General features: G+C 40.8%; 18 protein-coding genes and 1 other RNA gene. 14 read left to right on the plus strand and 5 right to left on the minus strand.

What is annotated here, in order from left to right; genetic code table 11:
- The first annotated feature begins 215 nt into the window (after positions 1 to 215).
- The 7 genes from pyrR (at position 216) to ppk1 (ending at position 6,314) form a co-directional block, all read left to right on the plus strand.
- Entirely contained in the window at positions 216 to 755 is a 540-nt protein-coding gene (pyrR, locus tag Q0993_RS00635; protein ID WP_299528763.1) for a bifunctional pyr operon transcriptional regulator/uracil phosphoribosyltransferase PyrR, read from the plus strand.
- A gap of 2 nt (positions 756 to 757) precedes the next feature.
- Entirely contained in the window at positions 758 to 1,687 is a 930-nt protein-coding gene (locus Q0993_RS00640; protein WP_299528765.1) for an aspartate carbamoyltransferase catalytic subunit, read from the plus strand.
- 3 nt (positions 1,688 to 1,690) lie between these two features.
- On the plus strand, positions 1,691 to 2,023 hold the full coding sequence (locus tag Q0993_RS00645) for a ribonuclease Z (protein ID WP_299528767.1): 333 nt from the start codon (positions 1,691 to 1,693) through the stop codon (positions 2,021 to 2,023).
- Between the two features lie 9 nt (positions 2,024 to 2,032).
- A complete protein-coding gene (locus Q0993_RS00650; protein WP_299528889.1) occupies positions 2,033 to 2,938 on the plus strand; it encodes a ribonuclease Z in 906 nt (301 codons plus the stop codon).
- A gap of 107 nt (positions 2,939 to 3,045) precedes the next feature.
- Positions 3,046 to 3,693: a pyridoxamine 5'-phosphate oxidase gene (pdxH, locus tag Q0993_RS00655; RefSeq protein ID WP_299528769.1), complete on the plus strand. Its 648-nt coding sequence runs from the start codon at positions 3,046 to 3,048 to the stop codon at positions 3,691 to 3,693.
- Between the two features lie 69 nt (positions 3,694 to 3,762).
- A complete protein-coding gene (locus tag Q0993_RS00660) occupies positions 3,763 to 4,251 on the plus strand; it encodes a histidine phosphatase family protein (protein ID WP_299528771.1) in 489 nt (162 codons plus the stop codon).
- Positions 4,248 to 6,314: a polyphosphate kinase 1 gene (gene ppk1, locus Q0993_RS00665; protein ID WP_299528773.1), complete on the plus strand. Its 2,067-nt coding sequence runs from the start codon at positions 4,248 to 4,250 to the stop codon at positions 6,312 to 6,314. Before Q0993_RS00660 ends, ppk1 begins: the two co-directional genes overlap by 4 nt.
- A gap of 24 nt (positions 6,315 to 6,338) precedes the next feature.
- On the opposite strand, the gene Q0993_RS00670 is transcribed toward ppk1, so the two are convergent.
- The gene (locus tag Q0993_RS00670; RefSeq protein ID WP_299528774.1) at positions 6,339 to 6,920 is read right to left on the minus strand and encodes a tRNA-(ms[2]io[6]A)-hydroxylase; all 582 of its coding nucleotides are present in this window, start codon (positions 6,918 to 6,920) and stop codon (positions 6,339 to 6,341) included.
- A gap of 72 nt (positions 6,921 to 6,992) precedes the next feature.
- Here Q0993_RS00670 and Q0993_RS00675 point away from each other — a divergent pair, with 72 nt between their 5' ends.
- Positions 6,993 to 7,352: a transmembrane 220 family protein gene (locus Q0993_RS00675; RefSeq protein ID WP_299528776.1), complete on the plus strand. Its 360-nt coding sequence runs from the start codon at positions 6,993 to 6,995 to the stop codon at positions 7,350 to 7,352.
- Here the strand turns inward: Q0993_RS00675 and Q0993_RS00680 are convergent.
- Entirely contained in the window at positions 7,341 to 9,155 is a 1,815-nt protein-coding gene (locus tag Q0993_RS00680; protein ID WP_299528892.1) for a DNA polymerase III subunit gamma/tau, read from the minus strand. The two genes, Q0993_RS00675 and Q0993_RS00680, sit on opposite strands and share 12 nt — an antisense overlap.
- A 119-nt stretch (positions 9,156 to 9,274) precedes the next feature.
- On the opposite strand from Q0993_RS00680, the gene rnpB reads away from it, so the two are divergent.
- Positions 9,275 to 9,587, plus strand: an RNA gene (rnpB, locus tag Q0993_RS00685) — RNase P RNA component class A.
- Positions 9,588 to 9,629: 42 nt separating this feature from the next.
- Here the strand turns inward: rnpB and Q0993_RS00690 are convergent.
- Genes Q0993_RS00690 through Q0993_RS00700 form a run of 3 tightly spaced genes read right to left on the minus strand, consistent with a single transcriptional unit; the run spans position 9,630 to position 11,624 of the window.
- Positions 9,630 to 10,166, minus strand: a complete 537-nt coding sequence (locus Q0993_RS00690; RefSeq protein WP_299528778.1) for an RsmD family RNA methyltransferase — start codon at positions 10,164 to 10,166, stop codon at positions 9,630 to 9,632.
- The gene (locus tag Q0993_RS00695; RefSeq protein ID WP_299528780.1) at positions 10,166 to 10,984 is read right to left on the minus strand and encodes a DUF3822 family protein; all 819 of its coding nucleotides are present in this window, start codon (positions 10,982 to 10,984) and stop codon (positions 10,166 to 10,168) included. The genes Q0993_RS00690 and Q0993_RS00695 overlap by 1 nt, the downstream gene beginning before the upstream one ends.
- Complete coding sequence (locus Q0993_RS00700) at positions 10,974 to 11,624, minus strand: hypothetical protein (RefSeq protein ID WP_299528782.1); 651 nt, start codon at positions 11,622 to 11,624, stop codon at positions 10,974 to 10,976. Before Q0993_RS00700 ends, Q0993_RS00695 begins: the two co-directional genes overlap by 11 nt.
- Positions 11,625 to 11,884: 260 nt before the next feature.
- Here Q0993_RS00700 and Q0993_RS00705 point away from each other — a divergent pair, with 260 nt between their 5' ends.
- Genes Q0993_RS00705 through Q0993_RS00725 form a run of 5 tightly spaced genes read left to right on the plus strand, consistent with a single transcriptional unit; the run spans position 11,885 to position 16,527 of the window.
- Entirely contained in the window at positions 11,885 to 13,324 is a 1,440-nt protein-coding gene (locus Q0993_RS00705; protein WP_299528784.1) for an ATP-dependent RecD-like DNA helicase, read from the plus strand.
- Positions 13,325 to 13,378: 54 nt separating this feature from the next.
- Positions 13,379 to 13,948 (plus strand): DUF4126 domain-containing protein, encoded by a 570-nt coding sequence (locus Q0993_RS00710; protein ID WP_299528786.1) that lies wholly within the window; start codon positions 13,379 to 13,381, stop codon positions 13,946 to 13,948.
- A 40-nt stretch (positions 13,949 to 13,988) separates the two neighbouring features.
- Positions 13,989 to 14,702 carry a 3-deoxy-manno-octulosonate cytidylyltransferase gene (kdsB, locus tag Q0993_RS00715; RefSeq protein ID WP_299528895.1) on the plus strand — a complete coding sequence of 238 codons (714 nt, stop codon included), beginning with the start codon at positions 13,989 to 13,991 and terminating at the stop codon, positions 14,700 to 14,702.
- Positions 14,693 to 15,391 (plus strand): HAD family hydrolase, encoded by a 699-nt coding sequence (locus tag Q0993_RS00720; protein WP_299528788.1) that lies wholly within the window; start codon positions 14,693 to 14,695, stop codon positions 15,389 to 15,391. Before kdsB ends, Q0993_RS00720 begins: the two co-directional genes overlap by 10 nt.
- 8 nt (positions 15,392 to 15,399) lie before the next feature.
- Positions 15,400 to 16,527 (plus strand): iron-containing alcohol dehydrogenase family protein, encoded by a 1,128-nt coding sequence (locus Q0993_RS00725; protein ID WP_299528790.1) that lies wholly within the window; start codon positions 15,400 to 15,402, stop codon positions 16,525 to 16,527.
- Positions 16,528 to 16,583 lie beyond the last annotated feature (56 nt).

The following is a 16,583-nucleotide window of genomic DNA, read 5'->3' on the forward strand; positions in this document are numbered from 1 at the left end:
GCGAAAAGGGACCGTTTTTGGCTTAAATGCATTACTTGTAGAAATCCCGTGGCTTCCGATATCGAATTCTTCCTTTGGGAACAGTTCAAATTCAGAAAATTTCCAATTTCAGTCTGAAATACGCCTATAGGGTTCCAATAGGTATTTGTTCAATCCGTCCGTATTTTAAAGAGAAATCCCTATTTTTGTCCTTCCAAGGGTAGACGGTCTAATACATGAGCCAAAAAGTACTACTTTCCTCAAAAGAAATTAATATCATTCTCCATCGTTTGGCTTGCCAACTTCTTGAAAATCATTTGGATTTTAAGGACACCGTTCTAATCGGTCTTCAGCCCAGGGGTATTTTTGTGGCCCAAAGACTAAAAAAAATACTCCAATCGGAATATAGCGTAAAGAAGATAGATCTTGGTTTGCTTGATATCACTTTCTACAGGGACGACTTTAGAAGGGGAGACAAACCCTTGGAAGCCAGTAAAACCAGAATAGATTTCTTGGTGGAGGACAAAAAGATTGTATTTATTGACGATGTATTGTACACCGGTAGAAGTATTAGGGCGGCACTTACAGCGATTCAGTCCTTTGGCCGACCCCGGGAAATAGAGCTGCTTACACTTATTGATCGTCGATTTAGCAGGCATTTGCCCATACAGCCTAATTATAGAGGCAGACAGGTTGATGCCATAAATAATGAAAAGGTAAAGGTTATGTGGGAAGAGAATGAGGGAGAAGACGTAATTTATTTGATAAATAAATAAGAATGAGTGAATTAAGTGTAAAGCACTTATTGGGAATAAAATATCTGCAAGAGAAGGATATCCAACTCATTTTTGAGACTGCCGACCATTTTAAGGAAGTCATAAACCGATCGATCAAAAAAGTACCCTCTCTTAGGGATATAACCATAGCCAACATTTTTTTCGAAAACAGTACCCGTACAAAATTGTCCTTTGAGCTGGCGGAAAAACGACTTTCCGCAGATGTCATTAATTTTTCCGCGGGGCAGTCATCGGTAAAAAAAGGTGAAACTTTGATCGATACCGTAAACAATATCCTCTCCATGAAGGTGGATATGGTAGTGATGCGGCACCCCAATCCAGGAGCGGGAATCTTTTTGGCCAAACATGTCAACGCCTCAATAATCAATGCAGGTGATGGGGCACATGAGCATCCTACCCAAGCCCTATTGGATTCGTATTCCATCAGGGAAAAACTCGGTGATGTGGCGAACAAAAAAGTGGTTATTGTTGGGGATATCTTGCATTCCAGGGTGGCCCTGTCCAACATATTTGCCTTAAAACTTCAAGGGGCCGAGGTGAAAGTATGCGGTCCGAGAACCTTATTGCCCAAGTATGTGGAATCTTTGGGGGTAGAGGTTGAAACCGATTTGAGAAAAGCCCTAAATTGGTGTGATGTTGCCAATATGTTGCGTATTCAGAATGAACGATTGGACATCAGCTATTTTCCTACCACCAGGGAATACACCCAACAGTATGGAGTGAACAGCAGGTTGTTGGATAGTCTGAACAAAAAAATTGTAATCATGCACCCCGGGCCTATCAATAGAGGTGTTGAGATTACCAGTGACGTGGCCGATTCCGGACAATCCATCATATTGGACCAAGTGGAAAATGGCGTAGCAATACGTATGGCCGTTATTTATCTGCTGGCCTCAAAAATAAAGCAGTAAGCCATGATTTTCGATAGGGAAGGAAACATCACTTTGGTCTATCAGGAAAATATCTCCTTAAAGAGCTTTTTGGAGAACTTGACAAAGTCTTATCAAAAAATCAAAAATGATAATATCATAATCAACCTTTTTTCGTTTTCGGAATTAACCTCCGGGGAAGTTTTGGAATTTTTGGAACTTTCCAACACGCATAGGGCCTCTAAAAAATCCTTTGTATTGGTAACGAACCAAGTGTCCTACGATGAGGTACCCGATGAAATATGTTTGGTGCCAACACTTCAGGAAGCATATGATATCGTTGAAATGGAAGAAATTGAAAGGGATCTGGATTTATAGCAAATGGCCATACGACTTTCAATTTTAGGTTGTTATGCGGCTACCCCAAGGACGCTCACCAACCCTACCTCACAGGTATTGGAAATCAAAGGCCACATGTTTTTGATAGATTGTGGTGAGGGGACCCAAGTTCAGTTAAGGAAGAATAAGATAAAATTCTCAAGGATCAACCATATATTTATCTCCCACCTGCATGGAGACCATTTTTTTGGACTCCCCGGACTAATTTCGACATTTCGGCTTTTGGGAAGGGACAAGGAAATGCACATCTACGGCCCAAAAGGAATAAAGGAAGCCATTACCCTTTTATTGAAACTTGGAGATTCGTGGACCAATTACCACTTGATTTTCCATGAGCTTACCGCCAGGGAACGTACTGTGCTATTTGAGGACGATAAGGTTAGTGTAGAAACTATTCCATTGAACCACCGGGTGTATACCAATGGATTCCTGTTCAGGGAAAAGCCATCGGAACGAAAACTGAATATTGATGCCGTAAGGGCCCATAACATTGATAAGGCCTATTTTCGAAACATTAAAAAGGGTAAGGATGTACAGTTGGATGATGGAAGGGTTATTCCGAACGGGATGCTCACGCTAGATCCACCAAAACCCATGAGTTATGCATATTGCGGTGATACCCGGTTTAAGCCGGATATAGTAGACCAAATAATCGGTGTGGACATCTTATACCATGAGGCTACTTTTTTGGAAACGGAAAAGCACCTATGCGCCAAAACAAAGCACGCCACTGCCAAAGAGGCGGCAACCATTGCCCGGATGGCCAAGGTAGGCACCCTTATTTTAGGGCATTACTCCACGCGGTACCGTTCCATTGACGCCTTTAAGGTTGAGGCAGAAGAGATTTTTGGAAATGTGGAACTTGCGGACGATGGGAAAATCTTTGAATTTTAATTTTCATGCCCTTGTTTCTCAAACTCCCTATTTGAAATATCCCAATACATCTTTTCAAGAGTCCCATCTTTTTAAGAACTTTACCTAGCTTTTTAACAATTACCGAAATGCAAAACGATTTAGGGAGTTATAGGAGGTCATACGAAAAGAGTACCCTAATAGAGGAGAATATCTCTGATAATCCCATGGAACTTTTTCAAAAGTGGTTTTATGAGGTTGAGGCATCTGAAGGTATAGATGAACCCAATGCCATGACGCTTTCAACTATGGGATTGGATGGGTTTCCGAAAAATAGGGTGGTTCTCCTTAAAAAATTTACTTTCGAAGGGTTTATTTTTTATACGAACTATGAAAGTGAAAAAGGTAAGGCCATTACCGAAAACCCTAATGTATGTCTTTCATTCTTTTGGCCTGTTATGGAGCGCCAGGTTATAATAAAGGGAAGTGCAGAGAAAATAGCAGAGAATTTATCCGATGGATATTTTGAATCCAGACCGGAAGGCAGTAAATTAGGAGCAATAGTATCAGACCAAAGCAGTGTTATCCCTTCTCGTGAGTTCTTGGAGGTTAAGTTAAAGGAACTGGAGAAAAAGTACGAAGGCAGGGATATTGAAAGACCCGATTATTGGGGAGGGTACATTGTAAAACCTTCATCTATCGAATTTTGGCAGGGTAGGCCCAATCGTTTGCATGACCGCATCCTATATACACTTCAAGAAGATTTTGACTGGAGAATAGAGCGCTTGGCCCCCTAAAACCCTAATGTATTGAGTTCTTTTAATTTCGGTTGCCGTACCTTTAAATGCAAATTAAGTTTAGGTTAAATGAAGACACTTATATTGGTAAGGCATGGCAAATCTTCTTGGGAGTATTCCGTTGATGATAAAGATCGGCCACTCAGTGAAAGGGGGATCAAAGATGGTCACTTGGTAAGCTCTATCTTCCATTCACGAGATATTGAAATTGATGCTGTTTTTTCTAGCCCGGCCAATAGGGCACTTCATAGTTGTCTAATCTTCCTCAGACAGTTGAACTTTCCTTTTGATAGATGTAAGCTCACAAATATGTTATATGACTTTTCCGGGGATAGTGTACTCGAGTTTGTTCGAGGTTTGGACGATAATTTGAAAACGGTTATGATTTTTGGACACAACCACGCCTTTACCCATATTGCCAATTCTTTGGGAAATAGCTATATTGACAATGTCCCTACCAGTGGACTGGTCCATTTGGAATTTCGGACCCAAAAATGGGCTTCCGTGGAAAAAGGGAACACAATTCAGACTATTTTTCCAAAACATCTTAGAGAATGAACAAAACGGGTAATCAATATGTTAATAGGGAAATTAGTTGGTTGTGGTTCAATGAAAGAGTATTACAGGAAAGTGCCGATAAGAATGTACCACTCATAGAAAGACTTCGATTTCTAGGGATATTTTCCAATAATCTTGACGAATTTTTTAAAGTGCGTTATGCTACGGTAAAGCGCATCGTGGAAGCCGGAAAGACAGGTAAAAGTGTGTTGGGAGGTGAGAGGGCAAAGGATTTACTTGAGGAAATCACCAAAATTGTAATAAAACAGCAAGCGGATAGTATTACCATTTTAAAGAATATCGAAAAGGAACTGGAGACACAGAACATATTTCTTTTACGGGAAACGGAGCTTAACGAAAATCAAAAAGAATTTGCAAAAAAATACTTTATTCAAAATGTGAGCCCCCAGCTCATGACCATTATCCTTAACGACCTTACCGAATTCCCCATGCTAAAGGACACCGCGGCATATCTTGCCATAAAAATGGTGATAAAGGGAGACCGGAAGGAAAAGGAAAAAAGATATGCGCTGATAGAAATTCCAAAGGGGATAGATCGTTTTGTGGTACTTCCCAAGGAAGGGGAAAAAAACTACATCATTATCTTGGACGATTTGATACGGTATTGTTTGGACAGCATTTTTACCATGTTCGAGTATGAGTCCATATCCGCACATATGATAAAAATTACCAGGGATGCCGAATTGGATATCGATAATGACTTGAGCAAAAGCTTTATCGAAAAGATATCCTCTAGCGTTGAGTCCCGTAAAATAAGTGACCCGGTGCGGTTTGTTTATGACCAAAGTATAGGACCGGATACGCTCCTTTTCCTAAAGGAAAAAATGAATATAGAAGATACGGACAGTGTTATCCCCGGAGGTAGATACCATAATAGAAGAGATTACATGGGCTTCCCCAGTTTGGGAAGGAAAGATTTGCTCTATGATAACATTACCCCCTTACCGGTTAAAGGCCTTAGCATGGAAGGTAGTCTTTTTGAACATATAGCACAAAAGGACTATTTGCAATATACGCCCTACCATACGTTTTTCTATGTAATCAAGTTTTTGAGGGAAGCTGCTTTGGACCCCAAAGTACGTAGCATAAAGATAACCGTCTATCGTCTGGCGAATAACTCCCAAGTGGCCGCCTCATTGATCAACGCCGTTAAAAATGGAAAACAGGTTACCGTCCAAATAGAACTACAGGCCAGGTTTGATGAACAGGCGAATATAGAATATGCGGAGCAGTTGCAAGCGGAAGGTGTTAAACTGATTTTTGGGGTACCCGGACTTAAAGTGCATAGCAAAATATGTGTTATTGAACGGGAAGAGAATGAGGAAATTAAGCGTTACGGGTTCATAAGCACAGGCAACTTCAATGAGTCCACGGCAAGAATTTATACGGATTATACACTTTTTACCGCCCATGAGGCCATTCTAAAGGAATTGAACAAGGTTTTTGCCTTTTTTGAAACAACGTATAAAATAAACAAGTACAAGCATTTGGTGGTATCCCCACATTACACCAAAAGTACCTTTCAAAAGCTTATTGATAACGAAATCGCCAATGCTATTGTGGGCAAGGAAGCCTATATAAAAATAAAGATGAACAGCTTTACGTCCTATAGAATGGTGGATAAATTGTACGAGGCCAGTAGGGCGGGAGTAAAAATTCAATTGATAATCCGAGGTATATGTTGTTTGGTCCCTGGTGTAAAAGGTATGAGCGAGAATATCGAGGCCATAAGCATAGTGGATAAATTTTTGGAACACCCCAGGATTTTCATTTTTGCCAATGAGGATAATCCCCAGGTGTATATATCATCGGCAGACTGGATGACCCGAAATCTTGATTATCGTGTGGAGGTGGGTTGTCCTATTTACGATAAGGACGTAAAACAGGAATTGATGGATACTTTTGAGATTTCTTGGAAGGACAATGTGAAAGCCAGGGTCTTTTCAGAAGAACAGGATAATTCATATAGGGAAAATGATGGCCCAAAAGTGCGATCTCAGTTCGCCATGTATGATTATTATTTGGACAAGCTCAATTCCTAGTGCCGCTAAGGGACCAGGTTCCGCCTAACCGTGAACAGTCTCCTTTTTTCCCAGGGTTTTCATAATATTTGCTTCGTAAACCAATAGTTCCTTCCACTTCTGATCAACTTCGTGGCGTTTCCCGTACATTCTGGCAAATTTTAGGAACATCGTATAATGCGAAGCTTCACTTACCATTAGTTTATGATAAAATTCTGCTAGTTCCTTATCCTTAAGTTCTTCGGACAATAAACGGAATCTTTCACAACTTCTGGCCTCTATCAGTGCAGCATACAATAATCTATGGACCAATTGCGTGGGGCGGCTACCGCCTTTAGGAAAAAATTTCATTAGCTCAATTACATATTCGTCCTTTCGATATTTACCCAAGGTTTCTCCACGTGCAATTATGAGGTCGTGGACCATCTTAAAATGGCCCATTTCTTCCCGGGAAAGCGCTATCATTTCCTCCACCAACTCGGGATATTCGGGAAAAGTGACGATCAATGAGATGGCGGTGCTTGCCGCTTTTTGCTCGCAATAGGCGTGATCGGTCAGAATTTCACTGATGTTTTTTTCAACAATATTGACCCACCTTGGGTCGGTCGGTAGTTTTAATCCCAGCATGGCAATTGTCTTTTTTCAAAATTAATAGGAATAGCGATAGAATTCAAAAGTCGGCTTAGTATATTTGTTCTTATGAAGTTATTTTTTCCCATTTTGGGCTGGGTTTTTGGAGCTTTGTTCCTAGTTTCTGCCGCAGTTCAGTATAACGATCCAGACCCTTGGACCTGGATTTTAATTTATAGCATTGCCGCGTTGGTCTCTTTTGGCTTTGCTTTGGGAAGGATATCTTTTCGGATACTGCTGTCCCTTGGTATTATAACATTTTTGGGTTTCATCTATACTTTTCCCGAAAAATTCGAAGGCTTTGAAATAGGTGGGGGGGATATCAAGAATATTGAGGAAGGTAGGGAGTCTTTTGGTCTTCTCATTATTTCTATCATAATGTTCATATACGCCTTTCGGACCCGATATTTGAGAGCTTCAAAAATCTAGATCAAATTCCTTGCGCAGTAGATCTATGGCTGGGTTTTTTTCCCGAAGCTTCTGATATTTTTCCTCTGGTGTAAACGCAAATTTCTTGGCAGTCCGCTCGTTAACGGTAATCCTCAAGTTAACGGAATGGTTGTTCAATTGCTGCCTTAAATACAACATTAGGTCATACTGTTCCCTTTCTACCTCTTTTTTCATGGTATCATTGGGCAATTCTATCCAAATAGTATTTTCGTCAAAAAGTTTGGGAGTATCCGTCATAAGACTCGATGCCAGTATTTTTCTTCCTTCCCCATCCAATTTTTGTACAAAATCCTCCCAATGTCCTTGCATTTCCTTCTCGGTAAAAGCATCTTTTGGCAGCTCGCCTTCCTCAGTGGATTCTTCTTTCTTGTTGAGATGATGTTCCTTTTTTGCTTTAAGACTGGAGAGTGAGAGTCCCGATATCCTCTTCCCTGTGGTCTTAAGGTCTATCTTTTTCAATGCCTTCGGTTTGTCCGATACGGGCATCGCAGAAGAAAGCACAGTACGGGCCGTTGCAATTTCAACGTCATGATCTAAAGGAACTTGCTCTACCGTTTCCACTGAAGAAGCAGATGGTTCAAAATCTATCGAAGCGTCTTTTGAATGGACTTCCCCTATTCTTTTTAGGGTGTCAGGGACCGGAGCAGGCACCTGATTGTAAAAGGAAGCCGGAGCAATAAATCCAATAGGGGATTGGTTCACTCCTGTGAATTCAGACTTTTTTTTTTCAAAGTCAATGGATGCCATTTTCATCAGGGCCAACTCCACGAGTAATCTTTGGTTTTTGCTGGCTTTATAATTTAAATCACAATTATTGGCAATATCCAGGGCCTTCAACAAAAAAGAACCGGAAGTCTTTTGGGATTGTTCTTGATAATGCTTTTTAGCCACTTCGCCCACTTCCAATAGATCAATGGTATCCTGATGTTTACAAACCATTAAATCTCTAAAATGGGAAGCAAGGCCTATAATAAAATGATGACCGTCAAAACCAAGGGCCAGGGTACTGTTCAACAACACTAATAATTGTGGGATTTGGTGTTGTAGTATTAAATCCGTTGCTTCGAAGTACGTATCATAATCCAATACGTTTAAATTTTCCGTAACCGCCTTCCGGGTCAATTGTTTTCCGGAAAAACTGACGACCCTATCAAATATGGAAAGTGCGTCGCGCATAGCACCATCTGCTTTTTGCGCAATAATATGCAAGGCGTCTTCCTCCGCCTGTATACCCTGTCTTTCTGCAATATTCTTAAGATAATTGGCGGCATCCCTGACCGTTATTCGCCTAAAATCGAATATTTGACATCGGGATAAAATAGTTGGAATTATCTTGTGTTTTTCGGTGGTGGCCAAAATAAAAATGGCATGTTTGGGTGGTTCCTCCAAAGTTTTTAAAAAAGCATTGAACGCCGACTGGGAAAGCATGTGTACTTCATCTATGATATACACCTTATATTTGCCAACTTGGGGAGGTATACGTACCTGGTCTATAAGGTTCCGAATATCATCCACTGAATTGTTGGATGCTGCGTCCAATTCAAAAATATTGAAGGCAAAATCCTCTTCTTCACGTTCCGAACCATCTTGATTGATCTGTTTGGCCAAAATGCGGGCACATGTAGTTTTCCCAACTCCCCTTGGGCCACAAAAAAGCAAGGCTTGCGCCAAATGATTGCTTTCAATTGCGTTTAATAAGGTTCTGGTAATAGCCTCTTGCCCAACGACATCCTCAAATGTTTGTGGTCTGTATTTTCTGGCCGAAACGATAAAGGGTTCCAAATACGTATCTTTTGAATTACGGGTAACCTGTTCTACAAATATAAAGATAGCTGTTTTTGATATGCTTTGATAATGGGCGATATCGTTAATTTTTATCAACAATTGGGCTACCTTTGCAGAGAGCAGGCCACCTTATCGCCCCTGATGGATATCCGGGGAGGAAAGTCCGGACACCGTAATGCGGCATAGCGGGTAACGCCCGTCTTCCCATACTATGGGAAAGGACCAGTGCAACAGAAAGTATGTACAGATAATGCTGTAGTGAAATCCGGTAAACTCTATGCGGTGAAACGTCACGTATACCGGCGTTATGAGGGTTGCATGCCCAAGCCGAAGGGTAGACGGATTGAGCTTTTGGGCAACCAAGGGCCTAGATAAATGATAAGGTCCATTGTAATGGAAACAGAATCCGGCTTATGGCCTGCTTTTTTCATGTATTGAGCTACGATCGATTCTTGTTGACTCCCTATTTTTCTAGTCTATAAAAAAACTAAAGACGCTTCCCCCATATTTTCTTGAATTTGAGAAATTTAGACTTCGCGATAAATCCACATGTTTGGAATGTTCCATGACCAATATTCCGTTTTCCGTGAGTAGGTTGTTTTTGAAAACCAGCTGTGGAATTCTTTCAAGATCAACTAGGGCCATGTCATATGGGGGATCTGCAAAAATGATATCGACCTTTATGTTGGATTTTTCCAAATAGGTGAATACATCCACCTTAATCGGGGTAATATTAAAACCTAATTCGCGGGCCACTCGCGAAATGAATTTTATACAATAGCTGTTAACGTCTACGGCATAAATATGTTTGGATCCCCTGGAGGCAAACTCATAACTAATATTTCCGGTCCCTGAAAACAGGTCAAGAACGGACACGTCCTTAAAATAGAACTGATGGTTCAAAATGTTGAACAAAGCCTCCTTGGCCATATCGGTCGTAGGACGTACGGGTAATTTTTTAGGGGCCAAAATCCGCCTACCCTTATATTCTCCAGAAATAATTCGCATTATAGGGAATTTAACACGGCAAAATCAATGTTTTCGGATTCGGCATCTATAAAGGGGTGGGACCCACCGGAGGGGACAAATATGGATATCTGTTTTATATATTCGTAGCAAAGTGTATAAATTTCGTCGTCCTCCTCGATAGAGCCGAAGAGCCTTAAGATTACAGATTCCGTATCCAAGTCCAGTTGTTCCAAGGTGAAGAGGAGGTAATACAGAAAATCTTCTTTGGTATCGAAAGAAAAGCTGTTGTACAGTACTAATTTTTTTTGGGAGACAACTACGATATCCATAATTTTTTCGGATACATGGACGTAGCAAACCGGGTTTTTTCCGTTGGTATGACTTTTTAACAAAGACTCGATCAATACCGTCCCGACATGCTTAAAAATGAACTCACCAAAAAGCTCATAGATGTAATTGTTGATATTTACAAAGGGTACATACACGTTGACCATATCGTAGCTCGTAATTTCGTCAAAAACTATATGATCGCTAGCTAAAATTTTGGTGTTGAACTTTATATAGTTCGGCAGCTCTTCTGGGTTGAAAAGCGGTTTTGGGACCAAACCGTACAAATTGTTCTGATGAATTACAATTACCTCGGAAAACTTTTTTTGGGAAATGGAATGTCCATTAAAAAGCTCCTTTATTTCCTTCAGTAATTGATAGGGCGTAAGCGATATATCAAAAGTTTTCCTTTCCGATAGCAGTACCGCACCTTTTAGGGTATCCAGAATACAAAAAGAAAGTCCATTCAAACTAACTTGAATGGACAGTTTCAAAAAATCTTGAGAAATTCCCTTGGAATTATTGTTCACCTTTTTTGTCGTAAATAGGGGGCCAGTTACCACTTGTGCTAACTTCCTCCAGAGAACCTACTTTAATGACATTCCCATTAACCTCATCCACTCCGATTTCTGCATTTTCCTTAGCCAATAAATCTTTGGGTTGATCATATAGGATAATACTTTTCTCGACTTTTGCCTCAAAAACAGGAGCTTTATAGCCACTTTTTTCAATAATGTCCGCTTTCATTTCAAATTTTTCACCGCCAGGTGCCCCGGGCACGTTCATCATACTTTTAAATCGGTCATCTGATTTGAACAAAGAATCCTTTACGGATACAAAACCGAGTGTATCGATAATTTTCACTTCCTTCAAAAGGTCTATTTGGTACACTTTGTCGAACTCCATATACGACGAATCCCTTTGTTGGGTAATAACGTATTTTCCGGTGTCCACAAAAGTGACAAGACTATTAAAATCCTTGGCGTATTTACCGTTCACTGTTTTGTAGGCTTCCTGGGAATTGCGGATATCCTTGAGGTTTGAAACAACCTTGGCAAAACGCTCTACCTTCACCTTGTTAAACTCTATCGGGCCGGTAACGGACTTATAGATGAGATACCCAAGTCCTATACAAGCTAGCCAAAGTACAATCTGAATTATGGTCTTCATTTCCTATGTGTTAATTTAATTTAGTGGTTAACACAAATCTACAATTTTTTTGCAAACTGCCTAATTTTTTGTGTTTGGATTTCAACGTGTACCTCATTGATTCAATTGCAGCGAATTGCTTTGTTTTAAGGGGCAAAAGGCAGAAGACATAAATGGGTAGCACAAGGAATTACAGATTGTAAATAGGAAAGGACTGTGTAAATTTCTTTTATTCAATTGCAGGGGTTTCGCAAGGAAATCATCTCTATCTTTGAAAATCTATGAAACGTCTTTCAAGCGCGTCTTTTTATGCTATTCTAAAGGAAAAATTTCCCCACGAGCCTACAATGGGGCAGTCTGTTGTTCTTCAAAAAATCGCGAATTTTCTTTTGTCCGAAGACAAGGATACGGTATTCCTTTTAAAGGGGTTTGCAGGTACCGGAAAGACCACTATTATTGGTGCCTTGGTGAATTGTTTGTGGAAGACGACTATGAAATCCGTACTCATGGCACCAACGGGAAGGGCCGCAAAAGTGATGTCCAATTATTCCAATACACAAGCTTTTACGATACATAGGAAAATTTATTTCCCAAAAAAGCAAAGTGGGGGAGGTATCCAATTTGTATTGGCGCCCAATAAACATAGGAATACGGTTTTTATAGTGGATGAGGCCTCCATGATACCGGATACCCCAACGGATTCCAAGCTCTTCGAAAATGGTTCCTTGCTGGATGATTTGCTGATGTTCGTGCATTCGGGCCATAATTGCAAACTGATTTTGATCGGTGATATAGCGCAATTGCCTCCGGTACATCTGGATATAAGTCCAGCGCTGGATGAAGACAAGCTTTCCCTAAATTACAATAAAGAAGTGATTCGGGTAGAGTTGGATGAGGTAGTACGCCAAGTTGGGAATTCGGGTATTTTGGTCAATGCCACTATGTTGCGGGAACAGCTCCAGGGCAGTTTTTTTGATGCGTTTCAATTTGATGTGAACTCGTTCAAGGACATCCAAAGGTTGGTAGACGGCCATGAAATCCAAGAGGCCATAGATACCTCCTATTCACAGAATGGGAAAGAAGAGACTACCTTCATCGTCCGTTCAAATAAAAGAGCGAATCTGTACAACGAAAATATCAGAAGTCGGATTTTGTTTTTGGAAAATGAACTGGCCGTAGGGGACTATATGATGGTAGTCAAGAACAACTATTTTTGGTTGAAACCCAATTCAGCGGCCGGATTTATTGCAAATGGCGATATTATCGAGGTCCTTGAGATTTTTGCATTGAAGGAAATTTATGGTTTTAAATTTGCCGAGGTAAAGGTAAGAATGGTAGATTATCCCGATCAAAAACCGTTTGAGACAGTACTCCTCTTGGATACGATACAGGCCACCACACCTTCCCTATCCTACGAGGATGGCAATAAACTATATCAGGAGGTTAGTAAGGATTATATGCATGAAAAGTCGAAATATAAACGATTTTTAGGAGTAAAGAATAATAAGTATTTTAATGCCTTACAGGTAAAGTTCTCCTACGCAATTACATGCCATAAGTCCCAGGGAGGGCAATGGGACACTGTTTTTGTGGAACAACCTTATCTGCCCAATGGGGTGGATAAAGAGCATCTCCGTTGGTTATATACTGCCATAACCCGTGCTAAGAGACGGTTGTATCTTATAGGTTTCAAAGACAATTTTTTTGTTGGGAATGAATAGGTTAAATTCGTGAAACTAAAGGGAGCGATTAAACCAATGTTCCCATGAAAAGGAATGACCTCAGAAACCATTATCAGTATATTTTTGGGTATAGGCCTTGCGGCTTCTGTGGGCTTTCGGGTATTTTTACCTTTATTTGCCCTTAGTTTAGCTGCTTACTTCAATATTTGGGAGCTTAATGAAAACTGGGAATGGGTGGGTAGTCTCCCCGCTTTGATTACCTTGGGAGTGGCCACCGTAGTCGAGATTTTTGCCTATTTCATTCCGTGGGTGGACAATATATTGGACAGTATGGCCATACCCTTGGCTGCCATTGCAGGTACGGCGGTTATGGTTTCTACCGTTGCTGATTTGGACCCCGTGGTAACCTGGTCATTGGCCATAATAGCCGGAGGAGGAACCGCTACGGCCATTAAAGGTGCGGGTGCTACGGGCCGACTGGCTTCAACGGCATCAACAGGGGGGTTGGCAAACCCCATAGTATCAACGGTGGAAACAGGAACTGCTCTTGTTGTAACCACAGCGTCCATCTTTGCACCAATAGCAGCCGCTTTTCTGGTTATCATAATTTTAATCATCGTATTCAGAATATATAGAAAATTAAGACCCAGACCTAAAACATGAATAGACCAACCAAAACAAAAAAAAGGTGAGAATCATTGCTATGATACCTGCGCGTTATGCCGCATCGAGATTCCCTGCAAAATTGATGCAAGACCTTATGGGCAAACCCGTAATCTTGAGGACTTACGAAGCGGCGCTAAAGACCCGACTTTTTGATGCTGTATATGTTGTTACCGATAGCGAACTTATTTTTAATACCATTTCCAATGCTGGGGGAAAGGCGCTTATGAGTTTTAAGGAACATGACTGTGGAAGTGATCGTATTGCTGAGGCCGTTCAGGATATGGATGTCGATATTATAGTAAATGTTCAAGGGGACGAACCTTTTATCGATAGGGAAAGTTTAGCGGGAGTGCTCGATGTTTTTCAAGGTGATGTAAATAAGGAAATTGACTTGGCCTCCCTAATGGTCAGGATTTGGGACAAGGAAGAGATCAATAATCCCAATACGGTAAAAGTAATAGTGGACCATCATGATTTTGCCTTGTATTTTTCACGAAGTCCCATTCCTTATCCTAGGGCCGAGGAAGTTGATCCACCTTATTTTAAACATAAGGGAATTTATGCTTTTCGAAAAAGGGCCTTGATGGATTTTCAACGACTGCCCATGCTTCCTTTGGAGGCATCGGAAAAAATTGAGGCCATTCGCTATTTGGAATACGGAAAAAAAATAAAAATGGTAGAAACAACGGTAAGCGGCATAGAAATTGACACACCGGAGGACCTAAAACGGGCGCAAGAGCAATGGAAATAGATTACAGTAGAATAAAGGTTATCGGATTCGATGCAGATGATACTCTTTGGGTAAATGAAACCTATTTTAGGGAAACTGAGGAAAAATTTGCCGATTTATTGGAAGGCTATGAGACCAAAAACAAAATAGACCAGGAGCTCTTTAAAGTGGAGATGAAAAATCTTGAACTGTACGGGTACGGAATCAAAGGATTTATGCTTTCCATGATAGAATCCGCTATGGAGATTTCAAATAATCAAATTTCCCAAGCAACGATATTGGAAATATTGAATCTTGGTAAAAGGATGATTGCCCACCCCGTGGAACTATTGGATGGTGTAAAGGAGGTATTAAAAAGACTAAAGGGAAAGTACCGACTTATTGTTCTGACAAAAGGTGATCTTTTGGATCAAGAGCGCAAATTGGAACGGTCTAGCCTGTCGAACTACTTCCACCATGTTGAGGTCTTGAGTGATAAAAAAGAAGAAAACTATCTAAATTTGTTGGATCATTTAAAGATCGATGTCCATGAGTTTTTAATGATAGGAAATTCCTTAAAGTCCGATGTATTGCCAATTCTTAATATTGGCGCACAAGCCGTACACGTTCCTTTTCACACAACATGGCAGCACGAGGAAGTATCGGTGGAAGAAGGTGAGTATACATATCTGAAAATTAACAAGTTGACGGATATTTTGAAGTATTTGTAAATCGCACTATGGAGATTAAAAAAGATGTTGGCTTAAAGCATTCCCGAACCATTGAAGCAAATCGATATAGAAACTTTCCTATGGTGCCCAGGGTAATATTTGGGAGGGGAAGTTTTGATCAGTTGGGAGAAATTCTTATGCCAAAACGTAGGCATTCCGAAGCTCCATTCATTTTTTTGGTCGACGATGTTTTTGAGGGTACTTCGTTTATTGACCGTATCCCCTTGATTTTTAATGACCAGGTTGTTTTTGTCTCGGCTGAAGAAGAACCTAAAACAGTTCAAGTTGACGCCCTGGTTGGGAGGATTAAAACGGAATTTAATGAACTTCCCTCGGGAATTGTTGGAATTGGCGGTGGTACGCTATTGGACCTAGCCAAGGCTGTAGCTATTTGTTTGACCAATAAGGGTAGTTCGTGTGATTACCAAGGATGGGATTTGGTGATAAAGCCTTCGGTGTACCATGTGGGTATTCCAACAATTAGTGGTACAGGAGCTGAAGTCTCCAGAACCACGGTTCTCCTGGGACCAGAAAAAAAACTGGGAATAAATTCAGATCATACCACCTTTGATCAAGTAGTCCTAGATCCTGATTTGACCATGGGCGTTTCCAAGGAACAATGGTTTTATACGGGAATGGACTGTTTTATCCATTGTATAGAATCGCTCAACGGCACCTATTTAAATGCTTTTAGCCAAAGTTACGGCGAAAAGGCTTTGGAGCTCTGCAAGGAAGTATATCTCGGGGAGTTATCGCCTTCGGATTCCAGGGAAAAATTGATGATGGCCTCATGGCATGGGGGCATGAGCATAGCATATTCCCAAGTAGGGGTGGCACATGCTTTGAGCTATGGACTGTCTTATTTGCTCGGTGTAAAGCACGGTATCGGAAATTGTATGGTATTTCGGCATTTGGAAGAGTTTTACCCGGAAGGTGTAGCACTTTTTAATCAAATGATACAAAAGCAAAAAGTACACCTCCCAACAGGAATCTGTTCCGAACTGGCCGATTGCGATTACGAAACTATGATAAGTATTTCCCTTGGTATGGAACCCTTGTGGGAGAATGCCTTGGGTAAGGATTGGCGCAAAATTGCCACACGGGAAAAATTAAGGTCCATTTATGGCAAGATATAATTTGGACAATACGGTAATCTAAAAACAGGGCAAAGGGTACCTCATTAATCCCTGAA

The organism is Ulvibacterium sp. (assembly GCF_028285715.1).
Classification (GTDB): domain Bacteria; phylum Bacteroidota; class Bacteroidia; order Flavobacteriales; family Flavobacteriaceae; genus Ulvibacterium.

Excerpts from the sequence above, each read along its gene's own strand:
- pyrR (WP_299528763.1), top strand. The coding sequence starts at position 216 with ATGAGCCAAAAAGTACTACTTTCCTCAAAAGAAATTAATATCATTCTC.
- Q0993_RS00640 (WP_299528765.1), top strand. The coding sequence starts at position 758 with ATGAGTGAATTAAGTGTAAAGCACTTATTGGGAATAAAATATCTGCAA.
- Q0993_RS00645 (WP_299528767.1), top strand. The coding sequence starts at position 1,691 with ATGATTTTCGATAGGGAAGGAAACATCACTTTGGTCTATCAGGAAAAT.
- pdxH (WP_299528769.1), top strand. The coding sequence starts at position 3,046 with ATGCAAAACGATTTAGGGAGTTATAGGAGGTCATACGAAAAGAGTACC.
- Q0993_RS00660 (WP_299528771.1), top strand. The coding sequence starts at position 3,763 with ATGAAGACACTTATATTGGTAAGGCATGGCAAATCTTCTTGGGAGTAT.
- ppk1 (WP_299528773.1), top strand. The coding sequence starts at position 4,248 with ATGAACAAAACGGGTAATCAATATGTTAATAGGGAAATTAGTTGGTTG.
- Q0993_RS00670 (WP_299528774.1), bottom strand. The coding sequence starts at position 6,920 with ATGCTGGGATTAAAACTACCGACCGACCCAAGGTGGGTCAATATTGTT.
- Q0993_RS00675 (WP_299528776.1), top strand. The coding sequence starts at position 6,993 with ATGAAGTTATTTTTTCCCATTTTGGGCTGGGTTTTTGGAGCTTTGTTC.
- Q0993_RS00690 (WP_299528778.1), bottom strand. The coding sequence starts at position 10,166 with ATGCGAATTATTTCTGGAGAATATAAGGGTAGGCGGATTTTGGCCCCT.
- Q0993_RS00700 (WP_299528782.1), bottom strand. The coding sequence starts at position 11,624 with ATGAAGACCATAATTCAGATTGTACTTTGGCTAGCTTGTATAGGACTT.
- Q0993_RS00705 (WP_299528784.1), top strand. The coding sequence starts at position 11,885 with ATGAAACGTCTTTCAAGCGCGTCTTTTTATGCTATTCTAAAGGAAAAA.
- Q0993_RS00710 (WP_299528786.1), top strand. The coding sequence starts at position 13,379 with ATGACCTCAGAAACCATTATCAGTATATTTTTGGGTATAGGCCTTGCG.
- kdsB (WP_299528895.1), top strand. The coding sequence starts at position 13,989 with ATGATACCTGCGCGTTATGCCGCATCGAGATTCCCTGCAAAATTGATG.
- Q0993_RS00720 (WP_299528788.1), top strand. The coding sequence starts at position 14,693 with ATGGAAATAGATTACAGTAGAATAAAGGTTATCGGATTCGATGCAGAT.
- Q0993_RS00725 (WP_299528790.1), top strand. The coding sequence starts at position 15,400 with ATGGAGATTAAAAAAGATGTTGGCTTAAAGCATTCCCGAACCATTGAA.